The organism is Streptomyces sp. NBC_01707 (assembly GCF_041438805.1).
Classification (GTDB): Bacteria; Actinomycetota; Actinomycetes; order Streptomycetales; family Streptomycetaceae; genus Streptomyces.
Genome location: NZ_CP109190.1, coordinates 8,235,422 through 8,260,139 on the forward strand (window position 1 = coordinate 8,235,422; position 24,718 = coordinate 8,260,139).

The window sequence follows — 24,718 nt, forward strand, 5'->3', positions numbered from 1 at the left end:
CGAAGCCGGCTACCCGGCCGCCCGAATCGCCTTGTAGTAGAACGTGGTCGGCTTCAAGGTCCCGGCCGGGTCGCCGGCGTAGTCCGGAATGGTTCCGCACTCGGTCCAGCCGGCCGCACGGTAGAGCCGTTCGGCGGAGCTTCCGGTCTCGGTGTCCAGGACCAGCAGCGTCAGACCGGCCTCGGCCGCCGCGCCCTCGGCCACGGCCAGCAGCGAGCGTCCGAGCCCCTGGCCCCGCATCGACGGGCGCACCATCACCTTGCTGATCTCGGCGCGATGACGGGCGTTCGGCAACGGGGCCGGTTTCAGGCCGATGGTTCCCGCCACCCGCTCACCGTCCCGGGCGATCCAGACGAGCTGGTCGCCCGCGTCGACCGCGGCGGCACGCCCCCGCCACCAGTCGGCGGCCGCACCGCGGTCGAGCGGCGCCAGGAATCCCACCGAGGCACCGCCGTCCACGGTCTCCACCAGGAGAGCTGCCAGCTCGTCGGCGTACGTGATCAGCTCGGGTCCGGAGACGGAGACGATCTCGATGTGAGGAGTTGAAGCGGCGAAGTGGGTGGCTTCGGTCATGACTCGGGTCCTTTTCACGGCAGAACGATCATCACGGCGTAGCGGACCGGGCTGGGGCCCGGGCAGTGGAAGTGCGAAGGGCCGCGCAGCCGGAACCGCAGACAGTCGCCCTCGCGCACGGTGTGCACGGTGTTCTCGACGGTGATTTCCACCGTTCCCTCCAGTACCCAGATGTGCTGTTCCAGACCGGGCACCGGCGCCTGTTCGTATGCGATTCCGGCGCCCGCGTCGAGCGTCCCCTCGATGATCTCGGCACATAGGCCGGCATGCGGCGGCGAGACCGAGCGGCGCACGAAGCCGGACGCCTCGTCCCGCCACACCGGCTGACGCGCGGCGCGCACCAGCTGCGGGGGCTCCGCCTCCACCTCCGTCAGCAACCGTGACATCGTCCGCTCGTAGACCGCGCACAACCGCCCGAGCTGGGAGGCGGTCGGGCTCAGCTCGCCGCGCTCCAGGCGCGACAGCGTCGACCGGCTGACGCCGCTGCGCCGGGACAGCTCGTCCAGGGACCAGCCGTGCTCGGTGCGCAGCTCACCCAGCCGGGCGGCCAGCCGGGCATCGACCGACGTCGGTTCCACCCCTTCGGTCTCTCTCACATAGGAGATGGTATCCCTGATCTGAGAGAGATTGTGGGTGGGATCGGCCGGAATGCCGAGGGAGAACCGTCGTGCCACGCTGAGACGGGGGATCGCGCCGGTCCGGCCTGCTCGGCCGGACCGCTCCGTCACCCAAGGAGACCGACATGGCCACTGATGCCACCAAGCCCGGAGCGGGCACCGCCGGACCTGCCCCATGGCATGGGCCCACGTCCGGTACCACCGTCCTCGCGGCAGCCCTGATGATCTTCGGTGGAGCGATGGCGATCCTCGAGGGGATCGCGGCCATCGCCAGGGACGACCTGTTCGTCGCGACACGTCACTACGTCTTCCAGTTCAGCCTGGCGGGCTGGGGCTGGGTCCACCTCATCCTGGGCATCGTCATCGTCCTGGCCGGCTGCGCCGTGCTCACCGGAGCCCTGTGGGCGCGCTACTTCGGTGTTCTGGTCGCCGGGCTGGGCGCGATCGCCAACTTCCTGTGGGTGCCGTACTACCCCTTGTGGGCCATGGCGCTGGTGGCCGTCAACATCTTCATCGTCTGGGCGCTGTGCACGGGCATGCACCGCGAAGCAGGGCAAAGCTCGACGCCCTGACCCGCCTGTGCCCGGCGGGTGGCGACCGTTACGCGTTACGGCAGTCGGCCCTGTCCCGGGTGAGGAATCGCGACTCGCCGCCTAGTGTGCGAGTCATGCCGGAGAGCGCAACGTCCCAGGGAGGCGCGGCGGGGCGCGAGAGCGAGATGGCCCCGGCGCTCGACCCCCGCCGCTGGCAGGCACTTGCCGTGTGCCTGGTGGCGGGCTTCATGACGCTGTTGGACGTGTCCATCGTCAACGTCGCCCTGCCGTCGATCCGCAACGACCTGCGGAGCCCGGAATCCGATCTGCAGTGGGTCCTGTCCGGCTACTCCCTCGCCTTCGGGCTCCTCCTCATCCCCGCCGGGCGGCTGGGCGACGCCCGGGGGCGCCGTGAGGTGTTCCTTGCGGGGCTGGCCGTGTTCACGCTGGCTTCGGTGGCCTGCGGAGCCGCCCCGTCCAGCTTCTGGCTGGTGGTCGCCCGGGTGGTTCAGGGCCTCGGCGGAGCCTTGATCTCGCCACAGATCTCCGCGTTGATCCAGCAGATGTTCTCCGGCCAGGAGCGGGGCCGCGCCTTCGGCATGTTCAGCACGGTGGTCGCCATCTCCACCGCCGTCGGCCCCCTGCTGGGCGGGCTGCTGATCCAGGCGGCGGGACGGGAGGGAGGCTGGCGTTGGGTGTTCTTCGTCAACCTGCCGCTCGGCCTCGTCTGCTTCCTGCTCGCCCGGCGCCTACTCCCGGACACACCGGCAGCGGGCCGCGTACGGCCGAGGGACCTCGATCCCGTCGGCGTACTCCTCCTCGGTGCGGGCGTGCTGGCCCTGCTGCTGCCCTTCATCCAGGCACAGCAGTGGTCCGGCGACGGGAAGTGGCTGCTGGTGGCCGTGGCCGTGGTGCTGCTCGGCGTCTTCGCCTGCTGGGAGGCCCGGTGCGGCGGGCGTGGAACCGTGCCCGTCCTGGACATGTCGCTGTTCCGGATGCACTCCTACTGGCTGGGCTGTCTGCTGAGCCTGCTGTACTTCGCCGGATTCACCTCGATCTTCTTCATCAGCACCCTCTACCTCCAGGCCGGACTGCACTGCACCGCCCTCGAGGCCGGACTGGCCATCACACCGTTCGCTCTTGGGGCGGCGGCCGCCGCCGGGCCAGGTGGCCGGATGGTAGGCCGCTACGGGCGACCGCTGGTCGCCGTGGGCCTGTCCATGGTGGTCGTCGGTCTCGGCGGCACCGTGTTCGCCGTGCACCTGGTCCCGGGTAGCGGTGTCGCCTGGGCGATGGCGGCCCCGCTGCTCCTGGCGGGTGTGGGCAGCGGCCTCGTCATCGCCCCGAACCTGACCCTGACCCTGTCGCAGGTGCCGGTGGTCGGCGGCGGGAGCGCCGCGGGCACGCTCCAGACCGGCCAGCGCGTCGGCTCGGCGATCGGGATCGCCGCGGTCGGCTCGGTCTTCTTCGCGCGGCTTCCCGCCGCCGGCTGGAGGAGCGCGTTCGACAGCGGGCTCATCGTCTCCGCCGCCTTCGTGCTGGGCGCTCTCGTCCTGGCGCTGACCGATGTGGGGATCTCCCGGCGGAACGCGCGACGTACCCACGGCCTGTCCGTCCCCGGCCCGTCCGACTGGAAGGGAGACCACGATGAGCCCCCCCACCGGCAGTGAGCCGGACGGCAACGCAGCGTACGGACACAAGCCGTTCAAGCGGTCCAGGAGCCACTTCGCCGACCGGATCACGGCCGACGGCCGCGACGGCTGGCCGGTCGAGCCGGACCGCTACCGGCTGGTCGTCAGTCGTGCCTGTCCCTGGGCGAGCCGGGCACTCGTCTCCCGGCGACTCCTCGGCCTGGAGGACGCCCTGTCGCTCGCCGTGGCCGACCCGATCCAGGACGACCGCAGCTGGCGCTTCACCCTCGACGAGGGCGGCCGCGACCCGGTGCTCGGTATCGCATATCTCAGCGAGGCGTACGAGGCGCGCGAACCCGGCTACGCCGGTGGTGTCAGCGTGCCCGCGATCGTGGACGTGCCCAGCGGGAAGCTCGTCACCAACGACTTCCAGCAGATCACCCTGGACTTCGCGACCGAGTGGACCGCGCTGCACCGGCCCGGAGCTCCCGATCTCTACCCCGAACGGCTGCGGGACGAGATCGACGAGGTGATGGGCGGTGTCTACCGCGACGTGAACAACGGCGTGTACCGGGCCGGATTCGCCAGCGGCCAGGAGGAGTACGAAGCCGCGTACCACGATGTGTTCCGGAGACTCGACCTGGTCTCCGAACGCCTCAGGGGCCAGCGCTACCTGGTGGGGGACACGCTCACCGAGGCCGACATCCGGCTGTTCACCACACTCGTGCGCTTCGACGCCGTCTACCACGGGCACTTCAAGTGCAACCGCGCGAAGCTGACCGAGAACCCGGTGCTCTGGGCCTACGCCAGAGACCTGTTCCAGACCCCCGGATTCGGCGACACCGTGGACTTCGACCACATCAAGCAGCACTACTACCGGGTGCACACGGGCATCAACCCCACCGGCATCGTGCCCCTGGGCCCCGACCTCTCCGACTGGCGGACGCCGCACCATCGCGAGCAGCTCGGCGGCCGCCCTTTCGGCGACGGCACCCCACCCGAGTAGGGGCTACGGACCGGTCGAACGACGATCTCCACCGGTGGTACCGATACCGGGGCCGTGTCCGACCCCTCCTACGGCTGGAGGGGGTCGGGACACGAGTCGTCCGACTGCGTCATGGTCCATCCGTCCCCGACCACGTGGACGCTCGTCTGCGCGAGGGAGCGTTGCGTATCGACGGTAGGAGCCGCAGTGGCACCGTCCCGATTCGCGTCTCCGGCCGGCGCGGCAGACGGCAGAGTCACGTGAGCCACCGTGCACACCAACTGCCGCATGGCCAGGCGGCTGAGGGGAGGGACATCCTTGGGGAGCTGGATGGAGAAGGTCCTGTCGTCGCCGATGGCCACTTTCGGTGTACCCGTCAGAGGGGGCAGCTCCGTGGTGGCCGCCACGGCCTCGCTCGTGGTCGGTCCGTCGAACAGCAGCCGCACGACGGCCCCGAAGTCCCCGGCGTCGCCGATCTTGCGGAGATAAGGCGTCAGATCACCCTTGTGCAGGAAATAGACGGGGATGACGGTTGGCACCGAGGACTTTGGACTGGGAGAGACCATGCCGCTCGCCGGTGCGCCGGCCTGGATGACGTCGGAGGGCGGGACTCCGCACGCCGAGAGTGTGAGCGCGGCCGTGAGTCCGGCCAGCAGCGCCGCCACGCGCGAGCGCCTCACCGGGCACCCCCGGTGGCGTCGTCGGCGGCCGCGGAGTCGCGGTGCAGGGGGAGTTCGACCGTGAACACCGCGCCGCCCCCGGGCAGGTTCGCCGCACTGATGTGTCCGCCGTGCAGGTGCACGTTCTCCGCCGTGATGGCCAGGCCCAGCCCGCTGCTCTCGCTTCTGGTCCGTGTGGTGCTCGCCTTGTAGAAGCGTTCGAAGATGTGCGGCATGGCTTCTTCGGTAATCCCCGGTCCGTTGTCGGTCACCTCGATGACGGCCCACGCCATGTCCGCCCGCTCCTTCCTCACGCCCATGCCCAGCCGCACCGGCGGTGCTCCGTGCCACAGCGCGTTGCCGACCAGGTTGGCGATCACCACGTCGAGCCGGCGCGGGTCCACGCGCGTCCTGAGCACGCCCGGTCGGGGCAGGCGGGTCTCCACCTGGCCCTGCCATCCCCGAGAGGCGAGGGTGTGCTGTACGAACTCGGCCAAGTCGATCTCGTCCAGGTTGAGTTCCGCCGCGCCCGCGTCAAAGCGGGAGATCTCCATCAGGTCGTTGACCAGCACGCTCAGTCGACTGGTGCCCTCGCTGATGAGCTGCAAGGCCTCACCGGTCTCCCGGTCCAGGCGCAGCGCCTTCTCGTCCAGCACGTCGGTGACCGCCGACATCGCCGCCAGCGGCGTGCGGAGCTCGTGGGAGACGTCCGCGACGAAGCGGCGCGCCTGGGCCTCCAGGCGGCGCAACTCCGCGACCGACTCCTCCAGTGCTGCCGCCGTGTGGTTGAAGGACTGCGAGAGGTCGGCCAGTTCGTCGGAGCCGTTGACGGCGAGCCGCACGTCGAGGTGCCCCTCGGCCATCCGCCGCGTGGCCCGGCGCAACGCCCGCACGGGACGGAGAACGCCGCGCGCGGCCAGCAGCGCCAGGACGACGGCGAGGCCCAGCGCCACCAGGGTGGCGTGCTCGATGGCGCTGACCGTCGCTTCGACGTAGGCCTGTTCGGTGTTCTGCGGCACCACCAGGTACATCACGAGCCCCGAGAGCTTGGACTCCGTGCCCTCGCCGGAGTTGTACGTGACCGGCATTCCGACGACGAGAAAGGGATGCCCGTCGGTGCTCACCCGCTGGAACACCGCGGCACGTGTGGTTCCAACGGACCGGCGCAGTTCCGGGCTCAGCTTGGTGGAGACGTCACCCGGCGAGTAGGCGCGGAGGCTGCGGTACGTGGCCATTACCTGCCACCCTTGTGACTGGTTGGCGTGGAGCACCTGGTCCACCGCCGCCTGCAAGTCAGACCGGCTCGGCGTCAGGGGAGTGTAGACGGCCACGGCGTCGACGCTGGTCCGGAACTGCCGGATGACGGCGTCCTGGCTCTGTTGCAGCACCCCCGTGCGTGCCTCCCGGAAGGCGAGGGCTCCGGTGCTCAGGGCGCCGGCCACGGCGACCAGGGCGAAGGCCACCACCAGGCGGGAGCGGAGGCCTCGCAGCGCAAGCGGTGCCTGCGCCAGGACCGTCCGAAGGTACCCCGTCGGCCTGGATCCCTGCCCGGCTGCGACGGCCTCGCCTTTCCGTACGCCTTCTCGCGCCCGTACGGATCCCTGGCCACTCACTGGATACCGAAGCGGTAACCGAAGCCGCGAACCGTCTGGATGTACCGGGGATCCCCGCCCAGCTCCCCGAGCTTGCCGCGCAGTCGCTTCACGCAGGCGTCCACGAGTCGTATGTCGCCGTGGTAGCTGTGCTCCCAGACCGCTTCCAGCAACTGCTGGCGGCTGAACACCTGTCGCGGCGAGGCCGACAGGGTCAGCAGCAGCCGAAGCTCGGAGGGGGCGAGCGCGATCGGTTCACCGCGGTGTTTCACCACCAGTCCGGCCCGGTCGATGACCAGCTCGCCGTGCGACTCGGCCCTGGGGCGGACGGCGTCGGAGACCGACGCGTCCTGCCTGCGCAGCACGGCCCGTATTCGCGCGTCGAGCACCCGGGCCTGCACGGGCTTGACCACGTAGTCGTCCGCGCCGGCCTCCAGCCCCACGACCACGTCGATGTCGTCCCCCTTGGCGGTCACCATGATGATCGGCACCTGGTCGCGATCCCTGATCCGCCGACATACGTCGAGGCCGGAGATGCCGGGCAGCATGAGGTCCAGCACGACGACGTCCGGATGGAAGGAGCGGAGCTGTTCCAATCCCTCTTCACCCGTTCCGGCGGCGAATACGTCATGCCCCTGATGGCGCAGCGCCAGTTGGACGGCCTTGCGGACATCTGGGTCATCTTCGACAAGTAGGACTCGTGGCACTTTGACAGTATGCACAGATCGTGTTCGGTAACTGTTCTGGGGGAGGGGCCGTCCTGGGAGCTGTTACAGAAGGATCACAACGGACGGGGACGGGTGGGCGGTCTCCGCTCGGCGTGCGGTCGGGCAAAGAGTCCTGTCGAACCGGCCTGCGGGCGCAAACGACGCGAGCTGCCGGAAAGTTGCTCGTTACTCTTTCGTGATGATCCGAACCAATGGCGATCATCTGACCTGACCAGTCTCAGCTGCCATGTATTCGGCACGAGAGCGGGAATCCGCACCGCCCACCAGCAGCGCCGTGGCCTCCGTCCGCGTTGGCCGTCAGCACCGGTCATCCCATCGCGGTGGCCGTCGGCGGCGCTCCGCCCCCCGCCGGGGCCGTCCGGGCCGCCGGGGCTATCTGGTCGGCGTGCTGGTGGCCGCCGGACTGCTCGGCGCCACGGTGTTCTTCTTGGACGGCGGACGAAGCGGCGCGTCGAGCGGTGCACCGCGCCCGCGGAGCACGGTCGTCACCCGCACCCCGACGCCCACGCCCACGCGCTCGCCGAAGCCGACCCCGACGCCTACCCCCACCCCCACCGAGATCGATGTCCCCTCGAGGGGCACCGGCACGTTCGTCACCGCACGTGCCGGTGGCGAGAAGGTCGGCCATGGTTCGCATCTGCTCCGCTACGTGGTGGAGGTCGAGACCGGGCTCGACATCCAGCCCGCCCAAGCGGCGAACGAGATCGCCGACATACTCGCCGCCCCCCGGGGCTGGACCCACAACGGGGTTTCCTCGTTCCAGTTGGTGAGTGCGGGGGAGCCCTACGACCTCAAGGTGAAGATCGCGACACCGGGAACGGCGGACGCCCTGTGCTGGGAGGGCATCCACCAGGACACCGAAGGCGAATACAACTGCGAGATTCCCAACGGGGTGGTCGTGAACCTCAAGCGCTGGGTGAAGGGCTCGCCCACCTTCGGCGGTCCGATCAGTGACTACCGGGCGCTGATCATCAATCACGAGATCGGGCACGCTCTGGGCCACCCGCACATGGCCTGCGCGGGGCCCGGGCAACTGGCCCCCGTCATGATGCAACAGATCAAGGGCCTGCACGGATGCATCGCCAACGCCTGGCCCTACGACAAGAGCGGTCACTTCGTCTCCGGGCCGCACGCGAGGTGAACCGGCGGCGACCGGGCGCCCCTGACGGTGCGCACTCGGATCGCGGCGCTTCGCTGCCCGGGTCGGGGCCACACCTGGCGGGGGGCCGGAAACCGGCGTTACAGCTTGGTCATGGTCCGAACCAGTGGCCATCACCTGCGGACACCAGTCTTGGACCCAGTGACAACGCCCCGGTCTTCAGAGCCGGCGGGTGACTCTCACATCGCAGTGCTCCGGTGCGGAGAAAGCCGGATGCCGGCGGTGCGAGCAGCGGGGGGCGGCGCCTCTCGATCCCAAGCTCCCCACGGCTTCCCCACGGCCTGTCACGGGACATCAACACCCTCTCGATCGGATGGAAGAGAATGTCTGGATCCCGCACTGTTCGGAAACTGGCCGTAGCGGTCAGTCTGCTGCCGCTGCTGGCGGCCTGTGACACCGAGGCGGCTTCTCACTCGGCGGACGACGGGAAGGCCCCGGCCGGATCGTCGGGGCAACTCGACGTTCCCGCGGACGCCGGCGCGGACCTCAAGAAGCAGTACCTCATGGAGAACGCGATCGCGTCCTGCATGAGGAAGCAGGGGTTCGCCTATACCCCCGAACCTCCCATGGATGTGGCGTCCTCCTGGGCCCATGACGGAGCGGACTTCGAACTGACCAAGAAGTTCCGGCAGAAATACGGCTTCGGCTACTCCGCGGCGGTTGTCTACCCCGACGACCCCCAGGTGCCGGGCAGTGAGGCGGCGACCAAGCCCTCGGCCAACGCGGAGTACGTCGCCACGCTCACTCCCGCGCAGAAGACCGCCTACGACAAGGCGCTGGGAGGCCCCCCGGACCCGAAGGTCGGCGAAAAGGACTGGAGCGGTTGCATGGGAACGGCCGACAAGAAGGCCTACGGCTCCGCATCGGCCCAGGAGCGGAGCGCCACAGCCGCTTCCCGGAACCAGGCGAACGCGCAGGCACTCAACGGTGATCAGAAGCTGGTCGGCCTGGCGCAGTCGTACGCCTCGTGCCTGAAGAGGGACGGCATCCCCGTCACGACCACGCAACCGACCAGCATCGGGGAAATGGTGAAGCTCCAGGCGGCCATGTCCGCTCCCGTCGGCGTCCGTGGGTCGGGCGTCGCCGCGGAAGGGACCTCCGAGAAACCCATGAGCAAGGAAGAGGCTCTGCCGCTGCTCACCAAGGAAATCGACCTGGCGATGAAAGACCTGGAGTGCGGCAAGGACTTCCGGGCCGCCTACTTCCCGAAGTTCCTGAAGGCGCCGGGTTCCACCGGTGCGGGGTGAGACAGCGCCGGAACCGGGTGAGCAGCGGTCCCCAGCAGTCGGGGAGAACAGCTCCGCCCACAACGACGGCACCGGACCGTTCGCGATCTGTTCTGCCGTTGGCACCACCCGCTCTCGCAATCGAATGGAAGAAAATGTCTGGATCCCGCACCGTTCGGCAACCGGCCGTAGCGGTGAATCCGTTGCCACTGTTCATCCAGGACATCACCTCGGCGATGCAGGGCCTGGAGCGCGGCCAGGAGTTCCGGACCGTCCGCTTCCCGGAGTTCCTGAAGGGCTCGTTCCACGGAGGCGCCGGATGAGGCAGCGCCGGAAGCGTGAGAGCAGCCGTCCCAGGCAGTTGGGGATCATCGTTGCCGCGGTGGCGTTGGTAGGAGTGGCCGGTTGGTTCGCCGGTTCGCAGATGCAGTCGCCGGCGGATGCGGCTGCCGCACATCAGGCGCCGAAGGCCGGACCGGTCACCGCCGCGGTCGAGCGGCGTTCGCTGACCGCGAGTGTGGTGGCCCAGGGCTCGGTGGAGTTCGCCTCACCGCGGAGTCTGCTCCTGGCCGGGCCGGTCGGCCCTCCGGACGGCGGCTCCGGGGCATCCGGCTCCACCGACGACGTCGTCCAGCGAGTCACCAAGGCACCGGCCGCCGGGTCGGAGGTGAAGGAGGGCGATGTGTTGATGCAGGTGAGCGGCCGACCGGTTCTGGTGCTGCGTGGATCGGTACCGATGTACCGCACCCTGGGTCCCGGCACGTCCGGGGACGACGTCAAGCAGCTCGAACAGGCCCTGGCTCGGCTCGGTTTCGACTCCGGTGGCACCAACGGGACGTATGGGCAGGGGGACGCGGCGGCGGTGAGCCGCTGGTACAAGAGCAAGGGTTTTCACGCGCAGGAGCCCGGTGTCGCGGACAAACAGCAGCTGGGAACGCTTGAAGCGGCTGTGACCAGCGCGCAGCAGGCCCTGCTCGCGGCCAGGAATCCGGGCAGCGGCTCCGGGGGATCGGGCAGCGGCACCGGCGGTGAATCCGGAAGGCTGCAGCTCAAGGCGGCGCAGCAGCAGTTGGACGCGGCCAACGCCGCGCTCCTGGCCTTCCAGGCCGGCTACGGGACCAAAGTCCCCGCGGGTGAGGTCGTCTTCCTGCCGGATCTGCCGGCCCGGTTGGACAAGGTGTCCGTGAAGATCGGTGACACCCCGTCCGGACCGGTCGGCACCGTGACCAGCTCCAAGGTCGTGGTGCAGGCCGTGGTTCCGAGCAACGATGCCAAGTTGCTCCACAAGGGCATGACAGCGCAGGTGGAGACCCCCGACGGCGACAAGGTGCAGGGGGAACTGGTGGCGCTCGGCGGCGATGTGCCGAAGAACGATGCGGGGAACGGTGAAAACCCGGCGGGCACGTCGGGTGGCGGAGGTGATGATGCGTCGGCCCCCGTACCGGTGCAGATTTCCGTCCCGTCGGGCGAACTGACCAAGAAGGCCAACGGGTCCGCGAAGGTGACCGTCAAGGTGGGCGCGTCGGACTCTGACGTGTTGACGGTGCCCGTCGCCGCACTCCACACATCGGCCGACGGGCAGGCCAAGGTGCAGGTCCTGCGCGGCAGCAAAGTGGTGGATGTCGCCGTCAAGGCGGGCCTCTCCGCGGAGGGACAGGTGGAGGTCACGCCGTCCGGTGACGCCCTGAAGGAGGGCGATCAAGTGGTGGTCGGACAATGACGGAGCTGCCGATGTCCGTCGTACCCGACACCGACACCGTCATCCAACTGGTCTCCGTCGACCGGACCTTCGACTCCGAACCGCCGGTGCATGCGCTGCGGGACGTGAACATGACCGTCCGGCGTGGCGAGCACCTGTCGATCGTCGGCCCGTCCGGTTCCGGCAAGTCGACTCTGCTCAACACCCTGGGACTGCTTGACCGCCCCACCTCGGGCGCCTACTGGCTCGACGGCGTGGAGACCAAGACGCTCGGTGACCTGGAGCGCACCTCGCTGCGCGGCAGCCGGATCGGATTCGTCTTCCAGTCCTTCCATCTGCTGCCCTACCGGACGGTGGACGAGAACGTCATGCTGGCCGAGGCCTACCGTCGGCCGCTCCCCGGGCGCGGCCGTGCCGGCCGCCGCACCAGGGCCGAGGAGGCGCTGGAACGGGTGGGCCTGGCGCACCGGTTCGGCTTCCGGCCGGACAGGCTCTCCGGTGGTGAAAGGCAGCGTGTGGCGATCGCCCGCGCGCTGATGAGCGAGCCCGCTCTGCTGCTCTGCGACGAGCCCACCGGCAATCTCGACAGCGAGAACACCGAGTCGGTGCTGGACCTCTTCGACGAACTGCGCGACCAGGGCATGACTCTGGTCGTGATCACCCATGAAGAGGCGGTCAGCAAGCGGGCCAACAGGCGGGTCAGGATCAGCGACGGACGGCTGACGGAGGAGAACCGATGAGGGCCCGAGCACGCGTCCTGGAGCCGGCGGCCCCGCTGGATCAGGCAGACCGGGTGGACCCGCGGATCGCCGACCGGTACGCCGGCGGGCGGCACACCACCCGCCGGGGGCGTGCACGGCGCCGCGGCAGGGCCAGGGTCATCGAGCGTCCCCGGATGGACTTCCGGGACCTGTGGACCGAGGCGCTGGCGGGGGTGCTCGCCCGTCCGATGCGCTCCGCCCTGACCACACTGGGCACGGTTCTGGGCATCACCACCCTGGTCATCACCATCGGGATCTCGGCCACGGCGGGCAATCAGATCGTCGGCCGGTTCGACGCTCTCACCGCCACCTCGGTCACGGTGGTGGTACCCCCGCCGCCGCCGTCGGCCGACCCTGTGCCGCTCGTGGACTGGTCGGGTGTCGACGCGGTCCGGCGGCTCGCCGGAGTCGATTCGGTGGCGGCGATCGCCGACTCCACCGCCACCGCGAGCGTCCAGGTACGTGCGAACGACGTGGTGTCCCCCGGGGACGTCACCGGCCAGACCATGGCGGTCCTCGCCGCTTCCCCCACGCTGCCCGCCGCGGTGCGCGGCAGGATGACTGCCGGGCGCTTCTTCGACGACGGGAACATCGCCGGGCACGACCGGGTGGCGGTGCTCGGCGACCAGGCCGCACGACTCCTCGGCATCAGCTCGATACAGGACTCTCCCGCGGTCTTCCTGAAGGGCCAGGCCTACACCGTGATCGGGATTCTCGGCGGAGCCGAGCGGGAGCAGCAGCTCTCGACCGCGGTGATCCTGCCGCCCACGACAGCCGAGGACCAGCTGGGCCTGGGAACGGTGACCCGGGTACTGATCAACACCGCACTCGGCGCGGCGAAGCAGGTTGCCCACCAGGCACCGATCGCGCTCGCTCCCGGGGCCGAGGACGCCCTCACCGTCACGGCACCGCCCGACCCGACCAAGGCACGCAAGGGAGTGCAGGGCGACGTCAACGGCCTGTTCCTGGTACTCGGACTGGTCTCGCTGGTGGTGGGGGCCATCGGTATCGCCAACGTGACGCTGGTGACGGTCATGGAGCGGATCGGGGAGATCGGACTGCGCCGCGCTCTCGGCGCCTCGCGACGGCAGGTCGCCGGCCAGTTCCTGGTGGAGTCGACGACCATCGGACTCCTCGGCGGCGTCATCGGCGCCGTCCTGGGCATGGTCGTGGTGGTGGCCGTCTCCGCCATCAGGGACTGGACTCCGGTCCTGGACGTCCGTCTCGCTCTCGGAGCCCCGGTCGCCGGAGCCCTCGTCGGACTCCTGGCCGGCCTCTACCCGTCACTGCGGGCCTCCCGCATGGAGCCCGTCGACGCTCTGCGCTCCTGAGGGCTGCCCGTCCGTGCCCTCCCGAGGAACGGCCGGGCGCGGTGGCGACTGTGTGCGCCCGGGCAGGACTCGAACCTGCGGCCGAGTGTTCAGGCGGCGCCCTGTCCGTGCGGAAGACCGTCCGGCTCCGGGGCGAGTCGGAGCGAGACGACGTACGCGACCACGACCGAGACGATCACCAGCGGCATGACGGTGAGACCCGGCGACCCCAGCAGCAGCGTGGCCAGCAGCACCGAGGTCATCGGAAGTCTGAGCATCGCCACGCACATGGCACCGATGCCCATCGCGAAGCCGGACGTCACGTTCAGCCCGGGCAGATGGGAGAGCGCGATGCCGCCCGCGGCTCCCACGAACATCGCCGGGAAGACGGGGCCGCCCCGGAAGCAACTCAAGGACGCGCAGTACGCCAGCCCCTTGCAGACGATGAGCATCACGAGCGTGCCCACCGTGTATCCGGCGCTCTCGGCAAGCAAGGGGTCCAGCGCGTTCTGTCCCGAGTACAGCACCCCGGAGGCCGCTTTCCCCGTGGCCTCGGCATACGCCAGTGCGAGGACCCCGACCACCAGCCCCATCAGCACGGTGCCCACCACCATCCGTCGCTCGACCCGCGCCTGCAGGAGCAGGGCGAGCCGCCGGATCCCTTCGCCGACGACGGCCGCCCCCAGCCCGACGACGACCGCCCAGCCGAACTGGGCGAGGTCAGGTTCCTCGGCCCGCGGCACGTGGTGAAGTGCCAGGGAGTACGTTCCCAGACCGGTCCACGAACCCAGCCCGACGAAGATGAGCGAACCCACACCCGAGGCGAGCAGGCCCGGCACAAGGACCATTCCGAGCACGGCCCCGCCGAGGCCCGACGCTTCCATCAGAAGGAACGCCCCGAGCAGCGGAGACCCCAGCAGGGCGCTGACAGCGGCGAAGCTGCCGGCGGCTCCCACGACGGCACTCGCGTTCGGCCGGATGTCCTGCTTCACCAGGCGTACGGTCCACACGGCAAGCCCGCCGCCGAGGGCGATGAGCGGCGCCTCGGGCCCGAGCACGGCACCGAGGCCGAGCGAGGCCAGGGCAGCGATCACGATCCCGGGCAGCTCCACCGCCGTAGGGGCCCCCGTCGTCTTCATGCCTTCGGCCGGCTTGTGCCCGCCTGTGCCCGGCAGGTAACGGATGGTCAGCCCGACCAGCAGGCCGGCAACGACGAGCAGCGGCACGGGCCACCACGTCGGCGTGGAGTGGAAGCCCAGTGCCCTCGGCAGGTCGGAGTAGGTCAGCGACTGGAGTTCGTGGGTGAGTGCGAGGAAACCGAAGGCCACAGCCGAGATCGGAACCCCGAGAAGCGCCGCCATCACCAGCAGTCCCGTGTAGCCACGGGTACGAACGATCGCGAACGGGTCCGGGGGCGCCGCCGCGGACGCCCCGACGGGCTTGGCCGACATACTCATTGTCTCCTCAGCGTCGGAGCCCTCAGGCAGGCGCCGGCCCGCGAGCGTTCAGAACGTGATACCACGCGAGGGCGTTTCGCCCGGGATGCCGGACCGTAGCCCTGCGGTGAGCAGCGCACTTCACCCCCATGGACCCGGGGCCACCTATGGATCACCGCCGGTCGTCGTACGGCTCGGACGCGGAGAGCCGGTCCGCGCGTACCGTCTCGACCAGGGCCTGATGGTCCCGCTCGCTCAGGCCGGCGTACGCCTCGGCGAATGTATGGAGCCCACAGGTCGGACGCGTCGCCGCTGCCCAGATGCGCGGCGATGGCCATGCGGTCGCCGGATCTCGCCTGGGCGCGGGCCTGTTGTGGTGCCGCAGGTCTCGCCGAACGTCCTCAGGCGGGCCGGGGCGTCATGGTGGGCACCGCCCCCGGGCAGCGGCGGAGGGCGAGATACCAGGACCCGTCGACGGTCTGCGTTCGGAAGTGGCGGAGTGGACCGGGGACTTGAGAAGATCGATTCGTGGAGTCCTCCGAACCGTTGCCCGGGTCCGACGTCGAGCCCCTGCCCGGGGCCGGACGCGCCGTGAGCCGCCGGCTGGTCCGTTGCCGTCTCTGCGGCCGCCCGCTGACCGGAACGGACTCGCGCCGCACCGGTCTGGGCCCGGCCTGCGACGCCAAACTCCACCCTGTCGCACCGGACATCCGCACCCGCCGCCACGAGGTCGAACAGGACCCGCTGCCCGGTACCTGAGCGGCGAAGGCGGCTATGAGCCGAGGGGGCGGAACAATCCCTCCTGTACCACGGACACCAGCAGATTGCCGCCGCGGTCATAGATCCGGCCGCGCGCCAGTCCCCGTCCACCCGTCGCGATCGGCGACTCCTGGTCGTACAGGAACCACTCGTCGGCCCGGAACGGCCGGTGGAACCACATCGCGTGGTCCAGCGACGCCATGTCGAAGCCGCGTGGTCCCCACAGCGGCTCCACCGGGATGCGGACCGCGTCGAGGAGTGTCATGTCGCTCGCGTACGTCAGCGCGCAGGTGTGCACGAGCGGGTCGTCGCCCAGTGGGCCGACCGCGCGCATCCAGACGGCGCTGCGCGGGTCCGCGTCCTCGATCTCCTCGTGCGTCCAGCGCAGCCGGTCGACGTACCGGATGTCGAACGGCTGGCGCCGGGCCATCCGCTCCAGCGCGTCCGGCAGCGCCCCGAGGTGCTCGCGGACCTCTTCGGCGATCGTCGGCAGCTGTTCCGGGTCCGGGACGGTCCGGGCGGGCGGCAGCTGGTGCTCGAAGCCCGCTTCCTCCGGCCGGTGGAAGGACGCCGTCAGATTGAAGATCGTCCGGCCCTGCTGGACGGCGGTGACCCGACGGGTGGTGAACGACCGCCCGTCCCGCACCCGTTCCACCTCGTAGACGATCGGGACGCCGGGCCGGCCCGGCCGCAGGAAGTACGCGTGCAGCGAATGGACCGGCCGGTCCCCGTCGGTGGTGCGACCGGCCGCCACCAGCGCCTGCCCGGCGACCTGACCGCCGAAGACCCGCTGCAAGGACTCCTCGGGGCTGCGCCCGCGGAATATGTTGACCTCGATCCGCTCCAGGTCGAGCAGGTCGACCAGGCGCTCGGCGGGGTTCGTCATGCGGTTCGTCTCCACTCTCGCAGCGATGCCGTGTGTATGGCGAGCGCGGTCACAGCTGGCCGACCGAGGTGACCCTGACGACCGCCCGGCCCTCTTCGTCGGAGGCCGCCAGATCGATCTCGGCGCTGATGCCCCAGTCGTGGTCGCTGTTCGGGTCGGCGAACGTCTGTCGCACCCGCCACAGTCCGTGCGCGGCGTCCTCGTCGATCTTCAGCAGCTTCGGCCCGCGGGCGTCCGGACCGGTGCCCAGGTCCTCGTACTCGTCCCAGTACGCGTCCATCGCCTCGCCCCACGCGTCCTCGTCCCAGCCCGCGTCGCCGTCCAGGTCGCCGAGCTCGGCGACCTTGTCCAGCGCGGCCAGCTCCACCCGGCGGAACATCGCGTTGCGGACCAGAACCCGGAAGGCGCGGGCGTTGGCTGTGACCGGCTTGACCTCGTCGGCCCGCTCCTGCGCCTCCTCGGCGGTCTCAACCTCCGGGTTGGCGAGCTGCTCCCACTCGTCGAGGAGACTGGAGTCCACCTGCCGCACCATCTCGCCGAGCCAGGCGATCAGATCCTCCAGGTCCTCGGACTTCAGGTCGTCCGGGATGGTGTGCTCAAGAGCCTTGTACGCGCTCGCCAGGTACCGCAGCACGATGCCCTCGGTACGCGCCAGCTCGTAGTTCGAGGTGAACTCCGTGAACGTCATGGCGCGTTCGTACATGTCCCGGATCACGGACTTCGGCGAGACGGGGTGGTCGCCCACCCACGGGTGGCTCTTGCGGTACACGTCGTACGCGTGCCACAGCAATTCGCTCAGCGGCTTCGGGTACGTGACGTCCTGGAGCAGTTCCATCCGCTCCTCGTACTCGACACCGTCCGCCTTCATCTGGCCGACCGCTTCGCCGCGCGCCTTGTTCTGCTGGGCGGCCAGGATCTGCCGCGGGTCGTCGAGCGTCGACTCGACGACGGAGACCATGTCCAGCGCATACGACGGCGATTCACCGTCGAGCAGGTCGAACGCGGCCAGTGCGAACGTGGACAGCGGCTGGTTCAGCGCGAAGTCCTGCTGGAGATCGACGGTGAGTCGCACGATGCGGCCCTCCGCGTCCGGCTTGTCGAGCTGTTCCACCACGCCGCCGTCCAGCAGCGAGCGGTAGATCGCGATGGCCCGTCGGATGTGGCGCAGCTGCGCCTTGCGCGGCTCGTGGTTGTCCTCCAGCAGATGCCGCATCGCCGCGAAGGCGTTCCCGGGACGCGCGATCACGGACAGCAACATCGTGTGCGTGACCCGGAAGCGGGAGGTCAGTGGTTCCGGATCGGACTGGATCAGCTTGTCGAACGTGGTCTCCGACCAGGCGACGAAGCCCTCGGGGGCCTTCTTGCGGACCACCTTGCGCTTCTTCTTGGGGTCGTCGCCCGCCTTCTTGACGGCCTTCTCGTTCTCGATGACGTGCTCCGGCGCCTGCGCGACGACGAAGCCCGCCGTGTCGAAGCCGGCCCGGCCCGCACGGCCGGCGATCTGGTGGAACTCACGGGCGCGCAGCGTACGGACCCGGGTGCCGTCGTACTTGGTGAGCGCCGTGAAGAGCACCGTACGGATCGGGACGTTGACGCCGACGCCGAGGGTGTCCGTACCGCAGATCACCTTCAGCAGACCGGCCTGGGCGAGCTTCTCCACCAGCCGCCGGTACTTCGGGAGCATGCCCGCGTGATGCACCCCGATGCCGTGCCGCACGTAGCGGGAGAGGTTCTGGCCGAACTTCGTGGTGAAGCGGAAGTTGCCGATCAGGTCGGCGATCTTCTCCTTCTCCTCCTTGGTGCACATGTTGATGCTCATCAGCGACTGCGCCCGCTCGACGGCCGCGGCCTGCGTGAAGTGCACGATGTAGACCGGTGACTGCCGGGTGTCCAGCAGTTCGGTGAGCGTCTCGGTGATCGGGGTCAGCCGGTACTCGTAGCTCAGCGGGACGGGCCGGGTCGCCGAGCGCACCACGGAGGTGGGACGGCCGGTGCGCCGGGTCAGGTCCTGCTCGAACATCTTGACGTCACCGAGCGTGGCCGACATCAGGATGAACTGGGCCTGCGGCAGCTCCAGGAGCGGGATCTGCCAGGCCCAGCCGCGGTCCGGCTCCGCATAGAAGTGGAACTCGTCCATCACGACCTGACCGATGTCGGCGTGCTTGCCGTCGCGCAGCGCGATGGACGCGAGCACCTCGGCCGTGCAGCAGATCACCGGCGCGTCCGCGTTGACCGAGGCGTCGCCGGTGAGCATCCCGACGTTCTCCGTACCGAACAGTTTGCACAGGTCGAAGAACTTCTCCGAGACCAGTGCCTTGATCGGTGCGGTGTAGAAGGTGACCTTGTCCTGGGCCAGCGCCGTGAAGTGCGCGCCTGCCGCGACCAGGCTCTTTCCGGAGCCGGTGGGGGTGGACAGGATCACGTTCGCCCCGGAGACCACCTCGATCAGCGCCTCCTCCTGAGCAGGGTAGAGGGTGATGCCCTGGGTCTCGGTCCATGACGAGAAGGCCTCGAAGAGGGCGTCCGGGTCGTCGGTCGGGGGCAGCTGATCGATAAGGGTCACGCCCCCATCTTGCCTGCCTTGTGACCGGATGAGGGAACCGGGCGACCGGACGAAGATCACGGACGATACGCTGCCCACTCAACTCGGCCGGATCGCAACGGCGATGGCGGCCGGACAACTTTGGGGGCGGGAAGAACCATGATGGGACCGGCACACTCACTGTCCGGGGCGGCGGCGTGGCTGGGCGTGGGCGCGGCGGCGGCTGCCGCGGGTCATACGATGCCGTGGCCCGTCCTGGTCGTCGGTGCACTGATCACCGCGGGCGCCGCGCTCGCCCCGGACCTCGATCACAAGTCCGCGACCATCTCGCGTGCCTTCGGGCCGGTCTCCCGCGGACTCTGCGAGATCGTCGACAAGCTCTCGCACGCCGTCTACAAGGCGACCCGCGGTTCCGGTGACCCGCGCAGGAACGGTGGCCACCGGACCCTGACGCACACCTGGCTCTGGGCCGTCCTGATCGGTGCCGGCGCCTCCGCGGCGGCGATCGCCGGCGGCCGATGGGCGGTCCTCGCGATCCTCTTCGTCCATCTGGTGCTCGCCGTGGAAGGACTGCTGTGGCGGGCCGCCCGCATGTCCAGCGACGTCCTGGTGTGGCTGCTCGGCGCGACCAGCGCCTGGATCCTGGCGGGCGTCCTGGACAAGCCTGGCAACGGCTCGGACTGGCTCTTCAGCGCGCCCGGCCAGGAGTACCTCTGGCTCGGTCTGCCGATCGTCCTCGGTGCCCTCGTCCACGACATCGGCGACGCGCTGACCGTCTCCGGCTGCCCGATCCTGTGGCCGATCCCGGTGGGCCGCAAGCGCTGGTACCCGGTGGGTCCGCCCAAGGTCATGCGATTCCGCGCCGGCAGCTGGGTGGAGCTGAAGGTGCTCATGCCGGTGTTCATGGTGCTCGGCGGAGCGGGCGCGGCGGCCGCTCTCAACTTCATCTGAGCACCCCGCCCGGCCACCGGGGGGTCAGGCGGATCCGCGTGGCACCAGGCGGTGCGCGCGAACGATCTCCCGCACCGCCCGCGCGATCGGCCTCGACGGCCGCTTCGCTCCGGGGGGTATGCACCCTCCACCTGATGGGCGGAGACTTCGGGCCGCGCGCCAAGGCCGAGCACAACAGCGTCAGCGACATCACCGCCGCCCGCATCGTCTTCGGCTCGGCCGTGCGCACCGCCGTCGCCGGGCTGGACATCACCACCCGCGGGGCGCAGGCGCGGCGAGCGCGTGGAAGGGGAGCCGGCGGGACCGTGGCCACGAAGGTTCCCGGGACGGAGAACGATCCGCCACGGGTGCCCTCGTCGCGTCCGCCCGGAGAGCCGGAACCGTGCAGCCGTGACCGGTTCCGCGCAGCGCCCGCTTCTCTTCCTCGATGTCGACGGGCCACTCATTCCGTTCGGAGCCACGCCGCGACAGCGCCCGGACGGGTATCCGACGTACCGAACGGGGGCCGCATCCGGGAAGCCCGATTCGAACCCCCTGCTGAGCAGGATCGATCCCGCGCTCGGGCCCCGGCTGACGGCACTGGGCTGCGATCTCGTCTGGGCCACGACCTGGATGGACGAGGCCAACGAGTGCATCGCACCGTGGCTCGGCCTGCCGGAGCTGCCCGTGGTGGCCTGGCCGGAGCCGGCGTACGACGACGCACTCGACCGGCGGGACGGGCTGCACTGGAAGACGCGCCCCCTCGTCGACCGGGCGGCGGGGCGCACCTTCGTCTGGGTCGACGACGAGATCACCGCCGCCGACCGGGCCTGGGTGGCCGCACATCACCCGGGGCAGGCCCTGCTCCATCGCGTCGACCCCACCGAGGGGCTCACCGTCGCGGACTTCGCCGCCCTGGACGCGTGGCTGTGCGCGAACCGGTGACGGTCCGCGCACAGCCTCGATCTGCTCCGGTCAGCCGTGCCAGGACCGCCACAGCGCCGCATAGGCACCCTCCGCCGCCACCAACTCGTCATGGCTGCCCAGTTCGCTGATCCGGCCGCTCTCGACCACCGCGATCACATCCGCGTCGTGCGCGGTGTGCAGCCGGTGCGCGATCGCCACGACCGTACGGCCGTCCAGCACCCGTGCCAGCGAGCGTTCCAGATGCCGGGCCGCCCGCGGGTCCAGCAGCGAGGTCGCCTCGTCCAGCACCAGCGTGTGCGGATCGGCCAGCACCAGCCGGGCCAACGCGATCTGCTGCGCCTGCGCCGGGGTCAGTGAGAGACCGCCCGAACCGACCTCGGTGTCCAGCCCCTCGTCCAGTGCCTTCGCCCATCCGTCCGCGTCGACCGCGGCGAGCGACGCCCACAGCTCGGCGTCCTCGGCACCCGTACGGGCCAGCAGCAGATTGTCGCGCAGCGAACCGACGAACACATGGTGTTCCTGGTTGACCAGCGCCACATGCGTACGTACCCGCTCCGCCGTCATCCGGGACAACTCCGCACCACCAAGCGTGACTTCACCGGTCCGTGGGGCGTAGATCCCGGCCAGCAGCCGGCCGAGCGTGGACTTGCCCGCACCGGAGGGGCCGACCAGCGCCAGGCGCGTGCCCGGGGCGACGTCCAGCGAGACCTTGTGCAGGACGTCGACCCCGTCGCGGTAGCCGAAGTGCACATCACCTGCCCGGACGTCCCGGCCGTCCGGCACGACCTCGGTCTCGCCCGCGTCCGGCTCGATGTCCCGTACGCCGACCAGCCGGGCCAGCGACACCTGCGCGACCTGCAACTCGTCGTACCAGCGCAGGATCAGACCGATCGGGTCGACCATCATCTGCGCGAGCAGCGCACCGGTCGTCAGCTGTCCGACGGTGAGCCACCCCTCGATGACGAACCAGCCGCCGAGCATCAGGACCGCGCCGAGGATCGTCACGTACGTGGCGTTGATGACCGGGAACAGCACCGAACGCAGGAACAGCGTGTACCGCTCCCACGCCGTCCACTCCTTGATCCGCCGGTCCGACAGCGCCACCCGGCGTGCGCCGAGCCGGTGCGCCTCCACCGTCCGCCCCGCGTCCACGGTCTCCGCGAGCATCGCCGCGACCGCGGCGTATCCGGCGGCCTCCGAGCGGTACGCGGACGGTGCCCGGCGAAAGTACCAGCGGCAGCCGAGGATCAGCACCGGCAGGGCGATCAGCACGGAGAGAGCCAGCGGGGGAGCGGTCACGGTGAGCGCACCGAGCAGCAGCCCCGCCCACACCACACCGATCGCCAGCTGCGGCACGGCCTCACGCATCGCGTTGGCCAGCCGGTCGATGTCCGTGGTGATCCGGGACAGCAGATCACCGGTCCCGGCCCGCTCCAGCACCCCCGGCGGCAGTCCGACCGAACGGACGAGGAAGTCCTCGCGCAGATCGGCCAGCATCTCCTCGCCGAGCATCGCGCTGCGCAGCCGCATCATCCGTGTGAACACGGTCTGCACCACCAGCGCGAACGCGAACACCGCGGCGGTGCGCTCCAGATGCAGGTCGGCGACCCCGGTCGACAGGTCCTCGACCAGCCCGCCCAGCAGATACGGCCCGACGATCGAGGCGATCACCGCGACCGCGTTGACCGAGATGAGCACGGCGAACGGCTTGCGGTGGCGCCGCATCAGCTCCTGTACATAGGCCCGTACGGTGGCCGGGGTGCCGACCGGCAGGGTCGTGGCCGACTCCGGGGCGGCCGGGTCGTACGCCGGTTGTGCGACGCCGATCATGCCCTCTCCTCGATTTCCTCGATCGATCCGATCTCGTCGATCTTGTCCAGTGCGGTCAGGGCCATCTCGTCCTCGGTCTCACGGGTGACGACCGCCCGGTACCGCGGTTCGGTCTGCAGCAGCTCGCGGTGCGCACCGACCGCCACGACGGTGCCGTCGTGCACCAGCACCACCCGGTCCGCGAGGTCGAGCAGCAGGGGCGACGAAGCGAAAGCGACCGTCGTACGACCGGTGCGCAGCTCCTTGATCCCCGCGGCGACCCGGGCCTCGGTGTGCGAGTCGACGGCGGACGTCGGCTCGTCCAGAACCAGCGCCTCAGGGTCGGTGACCAGTGAACGGGCCAGCGCGAGCCGCTGGCGCTGCCCGCCGGAGAGCGACCGGCCCCGCTCGGTGATCCTGGTGGTCATCGGGTCGCCGTCGGTGGCCACGGAGGCCTGCGCCAGCGCGTCCAGCACATCACCGCACTGGGCGGCCGACAGCGCGTCCTCGGCGGTCACCAGACCGGACGACGGCACGTCGAGCAGCTCCCGCAGTGTCCCGGAGAGCAGCACCGGGTCCTTGTCCTGGACCAGCACCGCGGTCCGGGCGGCCGCCAGCGGAAGCTCGTCCAGCGGCACGCCACCGAGCAGGACGGACGGGGTCCTGTCCGGCGGGCCCTGGGGGGCGTCGTCCGCCGTGTCCGGCTCCGCGCCCACCTCGGCGTGTCCGCCGAGCCGCTCGGCGAGCCGGCCCGCCTCGTCCGGATCGCCGCAGACCACGGCGGTGAACAGGCCCGACGGTGCCATCAGCCCGGTGACCGGGTCGTACAGGTCACCGGCCGGTACCGCGTCGACGGTCGAAGGCTCGGCGGTGCGGTGCAGCGAAAGCACCCGGACGGCCCGCTGCGCGGACGGCCGCGAGAAGGAGTACGCCATCGCGATCTCCTCGAAGTGCCGCAGCGGGAAGAGCATCAGTGTCGCCGCGCTGTACACCGTGACCAGCTGACCGACCTCGATCCGGCCGTCGTGGGCCAGCGTCGCTCCGTACACGACCAGCGAGATCAGCAGCACGCCCGGCAGCAGCACCTGGATCGCCGAGATCAGCGACCACATCTGCGCGCTGCGCACCGCGGCCTTGCGGACCTCCTGCGAGGCGCTCCGGTAGCGGCCGAGAAACAGCTCCTCGCCACCGATACCGCGCAGCACCCGCAGGCCGGCGACGGTGTCCGACGCCAGCTCGGTGGCCTTGCCGGCCTTCTCGCGCTGGAGGTCGGCGCGCCGGGTGGCGCGGGGGAGCAGCGGCAGCACCGCCAGCGCCAGGAGCGGCATGGCGAGCACCACCAGGATGCCCAGTGACGGCAGATAGAGGACGAGCCCGACGCAGATCAGTACGAGAGCGGCGGCCGCGGCGGCGAAACGCGAGAGCGCCTCGACGAACCAGCCGATCTTCTCGACGTCGCCGGTGGACACTGCGACGACCTCGCCCGCGGCGACCCGGCGGGTCAGCGCGGCGCCGAGCTCCGCCGTCTTGCGGGCCAGTAGCTGCTGCACGCGGGCGGCGGCAGTGATCCAGTTGGTGACGGCGGTCCGGTGGAGCATGGTGTCGCCGACCGCGATCAGCACACCGAGGACCGCGATGAGCCCGCCCGCAAGCGCAAGCCGGCCGCCTGAACGGTCGACCACCGCCTGCACGGCGAAGCCGACGGCCAGCGGCAGCCCGGCGATGGAGCACTGGTGCAGCAGACCCCAGGACATGGACTTGAGCTGGCCACGGATCTGGTTGCGGCCGAGCCAGAGCAGGAAGCGTGGGCCTGACCGGACATCAGGATCGCCAGGATCTGAATACGGAAGATCGCGAATCTGCATGACGTCCCATGGTTCGGAAGGGCGGAGATCTGTCGAAGACCTCGAGGAACGGGTGGGGGGACCAAACCGTGCAAGGTTCGCGTCCTGCCGC

21 protein-coding genes are annotated in these 24,718 nt (G+C 70.1%); 11 read left to right on the forward strand and 10 right to left on the reverse strand.

Annotated features, from left to right (window positions below; translation table 11 throughout):
* Nucleotides 1-9: 9 nt before the first annotated feature.
* A complete protein-coding gene (locus OG963_RS36935) occupies nucleotides 10-573 on the reverse strand; it encodes a GNAT family N-acetyltransferase (RefSeq protein WP_093777596.1) in 564 nt (187 codons plus the stop codon).
* Nucleotides 574-587: 14 nt separating this feature from the next.
* Complete coding sequence (locus tag OG963_RS36940) at nucleotides 588-1,169, reverse strand: helix-turn-helix domain-containing protein (protein ID WP_371799856.1); 582 nt, start codon at nucleotides 1,167-1,169, stop codon at nucleotides 588-590.
* Nucleotides 1,170-1,315: 146 nt separating this feature from the next.
* Between OG963_RS36940 and OG963_RS36945 the strand changes: the two genes are divergently transcribed.
* From OG963_RS36945 to OG963_RS36955, 3 genes are all read left to right on the forward strand, one after another.
* Complete coding sequence (locus OG963_RS36945) at nucleotides 1,316-1,762, forward strand: hypothetical protein (protein WP_371799857.1); 447 nt, start codon at nucleotides 1,316-1,318, stop codon at nucleotides 1,760-1,762.
* Between the two features lie 146 nt (nucleotides 1,763-1,908).
* Nucleotides 1,909-3,393, forward strand: coding sequence for an MFS transporter (locus tag OG963_RS36950; RefSeq protein ID WP_371126469.1), 1,485 nt, complete (start codon nucleotides 1,909-1,911; stop codon nucleotides 3,391-3,393).
* Nucleotides 3,371-4,360, forward strand: coding sequence for a glutathione S-transferase family protein (locus OG963_RS36955; RefSeq protein WP_371799858.1), 990 nt, complete (start codon nucleotides 3,371-3,373; stop codon nucleotides 4,358-4,360). Before OG963_RS36950 ends, OG963_RS36955 begins: the two co-directional genes overlap by 23 nt.
* 68 nt (nucleotides 4,361-4,428) lie before the next feature.
* Here the strand turns inward: OG963_RS36955 and OG963_RS36960 are convergent, their stop codons facing one another.
* The 3 genes from OG963_RS36960 to OG963_RS36970 form a co-directional block, all read right to left on the reverse strand.
* Nucleotides 4,429-5,019, reverse strand: a complete 591-nt coding sequence (locus tag OG963_RS36960; protein WP_371799859.1) for a hypothetical protein — start codon at nucleotides 5,017-5,019, stop codon at nucleotides 4,429-4,431.
* Nucleotides 5,016-6,464 carry a sensor histidine kinase gene (locus OG963_RS36965; protein WP_371799860.1) on the reverse strand — a complete coding sequence of 483 codons (1,449 nt, stop codon included), beginning with the start codon at nucleotides 6,462-6,464 and terminating at the stop codon, nucleotides 5,016-5,018. The genes OG963_RS36960 and OG963_RS36965 overlap by 4 nt, the downstream gene beginning before the upstream one ends.
* 143 nt (nucleotides 6,465-6,607) lie before the next feature.
* On the reverse strand, nucleotides 6,608-7,297 hold the full coding sequence (locus OG963_RS36970; RefSeq protein WP_371799861.1) for a response regulator: 690 nt from the start codon (nucleotides 7,295-7,297) through the stop codon (nucleotides 6,608-6,610).
* 247 nt (nucleotides 7,298-7,544) lie between these two features.
* Here OG963_RS36970 and OG963_RS36975 point away from each other — a divergent pair, with 247 nt between their 5' ends.
* The 5 genes from OG963_RS36975 (at nucleotide 7,545) to OG963_RS36995 (ending at nucleotide 13,494) form a co-directional block, all read left to right on the forward strand.
* Nucleotides 7,545-8,459: a DUF3152 domain-containing protein gene (locus OG963_RS36975; protein WP_371799862.1), complete on the forward strand. Its 915-nt coding sequence runs from the start codon at nucleotides 7,545-7,547 to the stop codon at nucleotides 8,457-8,459.
* Between the two features lie 341 nt (nucleotides 8,460-8,800).
* Nucleotides 8,801-9,724 carry a hypothetical protein gene (locus OG963_RS36980; protein ID WP_371799863.1) on the forward strand — a complete coding sequence of 308 codons (924 nt, stop codon included), beginning with the start codon at nucleotides 8,801-8,803 and terminating at the stop codon, nucleotides 9,722-9,724.
* 298 nt (nucleotides 9,725-10,022) lie between these two features.
* A complete protein-coding gene (locus OG963_RS36985) occupies nucleotides 10,023-11,423 on the forward strand; it encodes a peptidoglycan-binding protein (RefSeq protein ID WP_371799864.1) in 1,401 nt (466 codons plus the stop codon).
* Nucleotides 11,424-11,434: 11 nt separating this feature from the next.
* Nucleotides 11,435-12,142, forward strand: coding sequence for an ABC transporter ATP-binding protein (locus OG963_RS36990; RefSeq protein WP_218133104.1), 708 nt, complete (start codon nucleotides 11,435-11,437; stop codon nucleotides 12,140-12,142).
* Complete coding sequence (locus tag OG963_RS36995) at nucleotides 12,139-13,494, forward strand: ABC transporter permease (protein WP_256223822.1); 1,356 nt, start codon at nucleotides 12,139-12,141, stop codon at nucleotides 13,492-13,494. Before OG963_RS36990 ends, OG963_RS36995 begins: the two co-directional genes overlap by 4 nt.
* Before the next feature lie 89 nt (nucleotides 13,495-13,583).
* On the opposite strand, the gene OG963_RS37000 is transcribed toward OG963_RS36995, so the two are convergent.
* The gene (locus OG963_RS37000; RefSeq protein WP_371799865.1) at nucleotides 13,584-14,924 is read right to left on the reverse strand and encodes a chloride channel protein; all 1,341 of its coding nucleotides are present in this window, start codon (nucleotides 14,922-14,924) and stop codon (nucleotides 13,584-13,586) included.
* A 513-nt stretch (nucleotides 14,925-15,437) separates the two neighbouring features.
* Here OG963_RS37000 and OG963_RS37005 point away from each other — a divergent pair.
* A complete protein-coding gene (locus OG963_RS37005; protein WP_093777620.1) occupies nucleotides 15,438-15,668 on the forward strand; it encodes a DUF6011 domain-containing protein in 231 nt (76 codons plus the stop codon).
* A 13-nt stretch (nucleotides 15,669-15,681) separates the two neighbouring features.
* Here OG963_RS37005 and OG963_RS37010 read toward each other — a convergent pair whose 3' ends face one another.
* Together OG963_RS37010 and OG963_RS37015 are read right to left on the reverse strand one after the other, a co-directional pair.
* Nucleotides 15,682-16,554, reverse strand: coding sequence for an acyl-CoA thioesterase II (locus tag OG963_RS37010; RefSeq protein ID WP_093777622.1), 873 nt, complete (start codon nucleotides 16,552-16,554; stop codon nucleotides 15,682-15,684).
* Between the two features lie 49 nt (nucleotides 16,555-16,603).
* A complete protein-coding gene (locus OG963_RS37015) occupies nucleotides 16,604-19,117 on the reverse strand; it encodes a DEAD/DEAH box helicase (RefSeq protein WP_371799866.1) in 2,514 nt (837 codons plus the stop codon).
* Nucleotides 19,118-19,255: 138 nt separating this feature from the next.
* Between OG963_RS37015 and OG963_RS37020 the strand changes: the two genes are divergently transcribed.
* Both OG963_RS37020 and OG963_RS37025 read left to right on the forward strand, forming a co-directional pair.
* A complete protein-coding gene (locus OG963_RS37020; RefSeq protein WP_319739960.1) occupies nucleotides 19,256-20,047 on the forward strand; it encodes a metal-dependent hydrolase in 792 nt (263 codons plus the stop codon).
* Between the two features lie 390 nt (nucleotides 20,048-20,437).
* On the forward strand, nucleotides 20,438-20,971 hold the full coding sequence (locus OG963_RS37025) for an HAD domain-containing protein (protein WP_319739961.1): 534 nt from the start codon (nucleotides 20,438-20,440) through the stop codon (nucleotides 20,969-20,971).
* 30 nt (nucleotides 20,972-21,001) lie between these two features.
* Here OG963_RS37025 and OG963_RS37030 read toward each other — a convergent pair whose 3' ends face one another.
* Together OG963_RS37030 and OG963_RS37035 are read right to left on the reverse strand one after the other, a co-directional pair.
* Nucleotides 21,002-22,783, reverse strand: a complete 1,782-nt coding sequence (locus OG963_RS37030) for an ABC transporter ATP-binding protein (RefSeq protein ID WP_319327523.1) — start codon at nucleotides 22,781-22,783, stop codon at nucleotides 21,002-21,004.
* Nucleotides 22,780-24,627 (reverse strand): ABC transporter ATP-binding protein, encoded by a 1,848-nt coding sequence (locus tag OG963_RS37035; RefSeq protein WP_093777630.1) that lies wholly within the window; start codon nucleotides 24,625-24,627, stop codon nucleotides 22,780-22,782. The genes OG963_RS37030 and OG963_RS37035 overlap by 4 nt, the downstream gene beginning before the upstream one ends.
* Between the last annotated feature and the right edge of the window lie 91 nt (nucleotides 24,628-24,718).

Coding starts and splice junctions, on each gene's coding strand:
- OG963_RS36935 (WP_093777596.1), bottom strand. CDS start 573: ATGACCGAAGCCACCCACTTCGCCGCTTCAACTCCTCACATCGAGATC.
- OG963_RS36945 (WP_371799857.1), top strand. CDS start 1,316: ATGGCCACTGATGCCACCAAGCCCGGAGCGGGCACCGCCGGACCTGCC.
- OG963_RS36950 (WP_371126469.1), top strand. CDS start 1,909: ATGGCCCCGGCGCTCGACCCCCGCCGCTGGCAGGCACTTGCCGTGTGC.
- OG963_RS36955 (WP_371799858.1), top strand. CDS start 3,371: ATGAGCCCCCCCACCGGCAGTGAGCCGGACGGCAACGCAGCGTACGGA.
- OG963_RS36975 (WP_371799862.1), top strand. CDS start 7,545: ATGTATTCGGCACGAGAGCGGGAATCCGCACCGCCCACCAGCAGCGCC.
- OG963_RS36980 (WP_371799863.1), top strand. CDS start 8,801: ATGTCTGGATCCCGCACTGTTCGGAAACTGGCCGTAGCGGTCAGTCTG.
- OG963_RS36985 (WP_371799864.1), top strand. CDS start 10,023: ATGAGGCAGCGCCGGAAGCGTGAGAGCAGCCGTCCCAGGCAGTTGGGG.
- OG963_RS36990 (WP_218133104.1), top strand. CDS start 11,435: ATGTCCGTCGTACCCGACACCGACACCGTCATCCAACTGGTCTCCGTC.
- OG963_RS36995 (WP_256223822.1), top strand. CDS start 12,139: ATGAGGGCCCGAGCACGCGTCCTGGAGCCGGCGGCCCCGCTGGATCAG.
- OG963_RS37000 (WP_371799865.1), bottom strand. CDS start 14,924: ATGTCGGCCAAGCCCGTCGGGGCGTCCGCGGCGGCGCCCCCGGACCCG.
- OG963_RS37010 (WP_093777622.1), bottom strand. CDS start 16,554: ATGACGAACCCCGCCGAGCGCCTGGTCGACCTGCTCGACCTGGAGCGG.
- OG963_RS37020 (WP_319739960.1), top strand. CDS start 19,256: ATGATGGGACCGGCACACTCACTGTCCGGGGCGGCGGCGTGGCTGGGC.
- OG963_RS37030 (WP_319327523.1), bottom strand. CDS start 22,783: ATGATCGGCGTCGCACAACCGGCGTACGACCCGGCCGCCCCGGAGTCG.
- OG963_RS37035 (WP_093777630.1), bottom strand. CDS start 24,627: ATGCAGATTCGCGATCTTCCGTATTCAGATCCTGGCGATCCTGATGTC.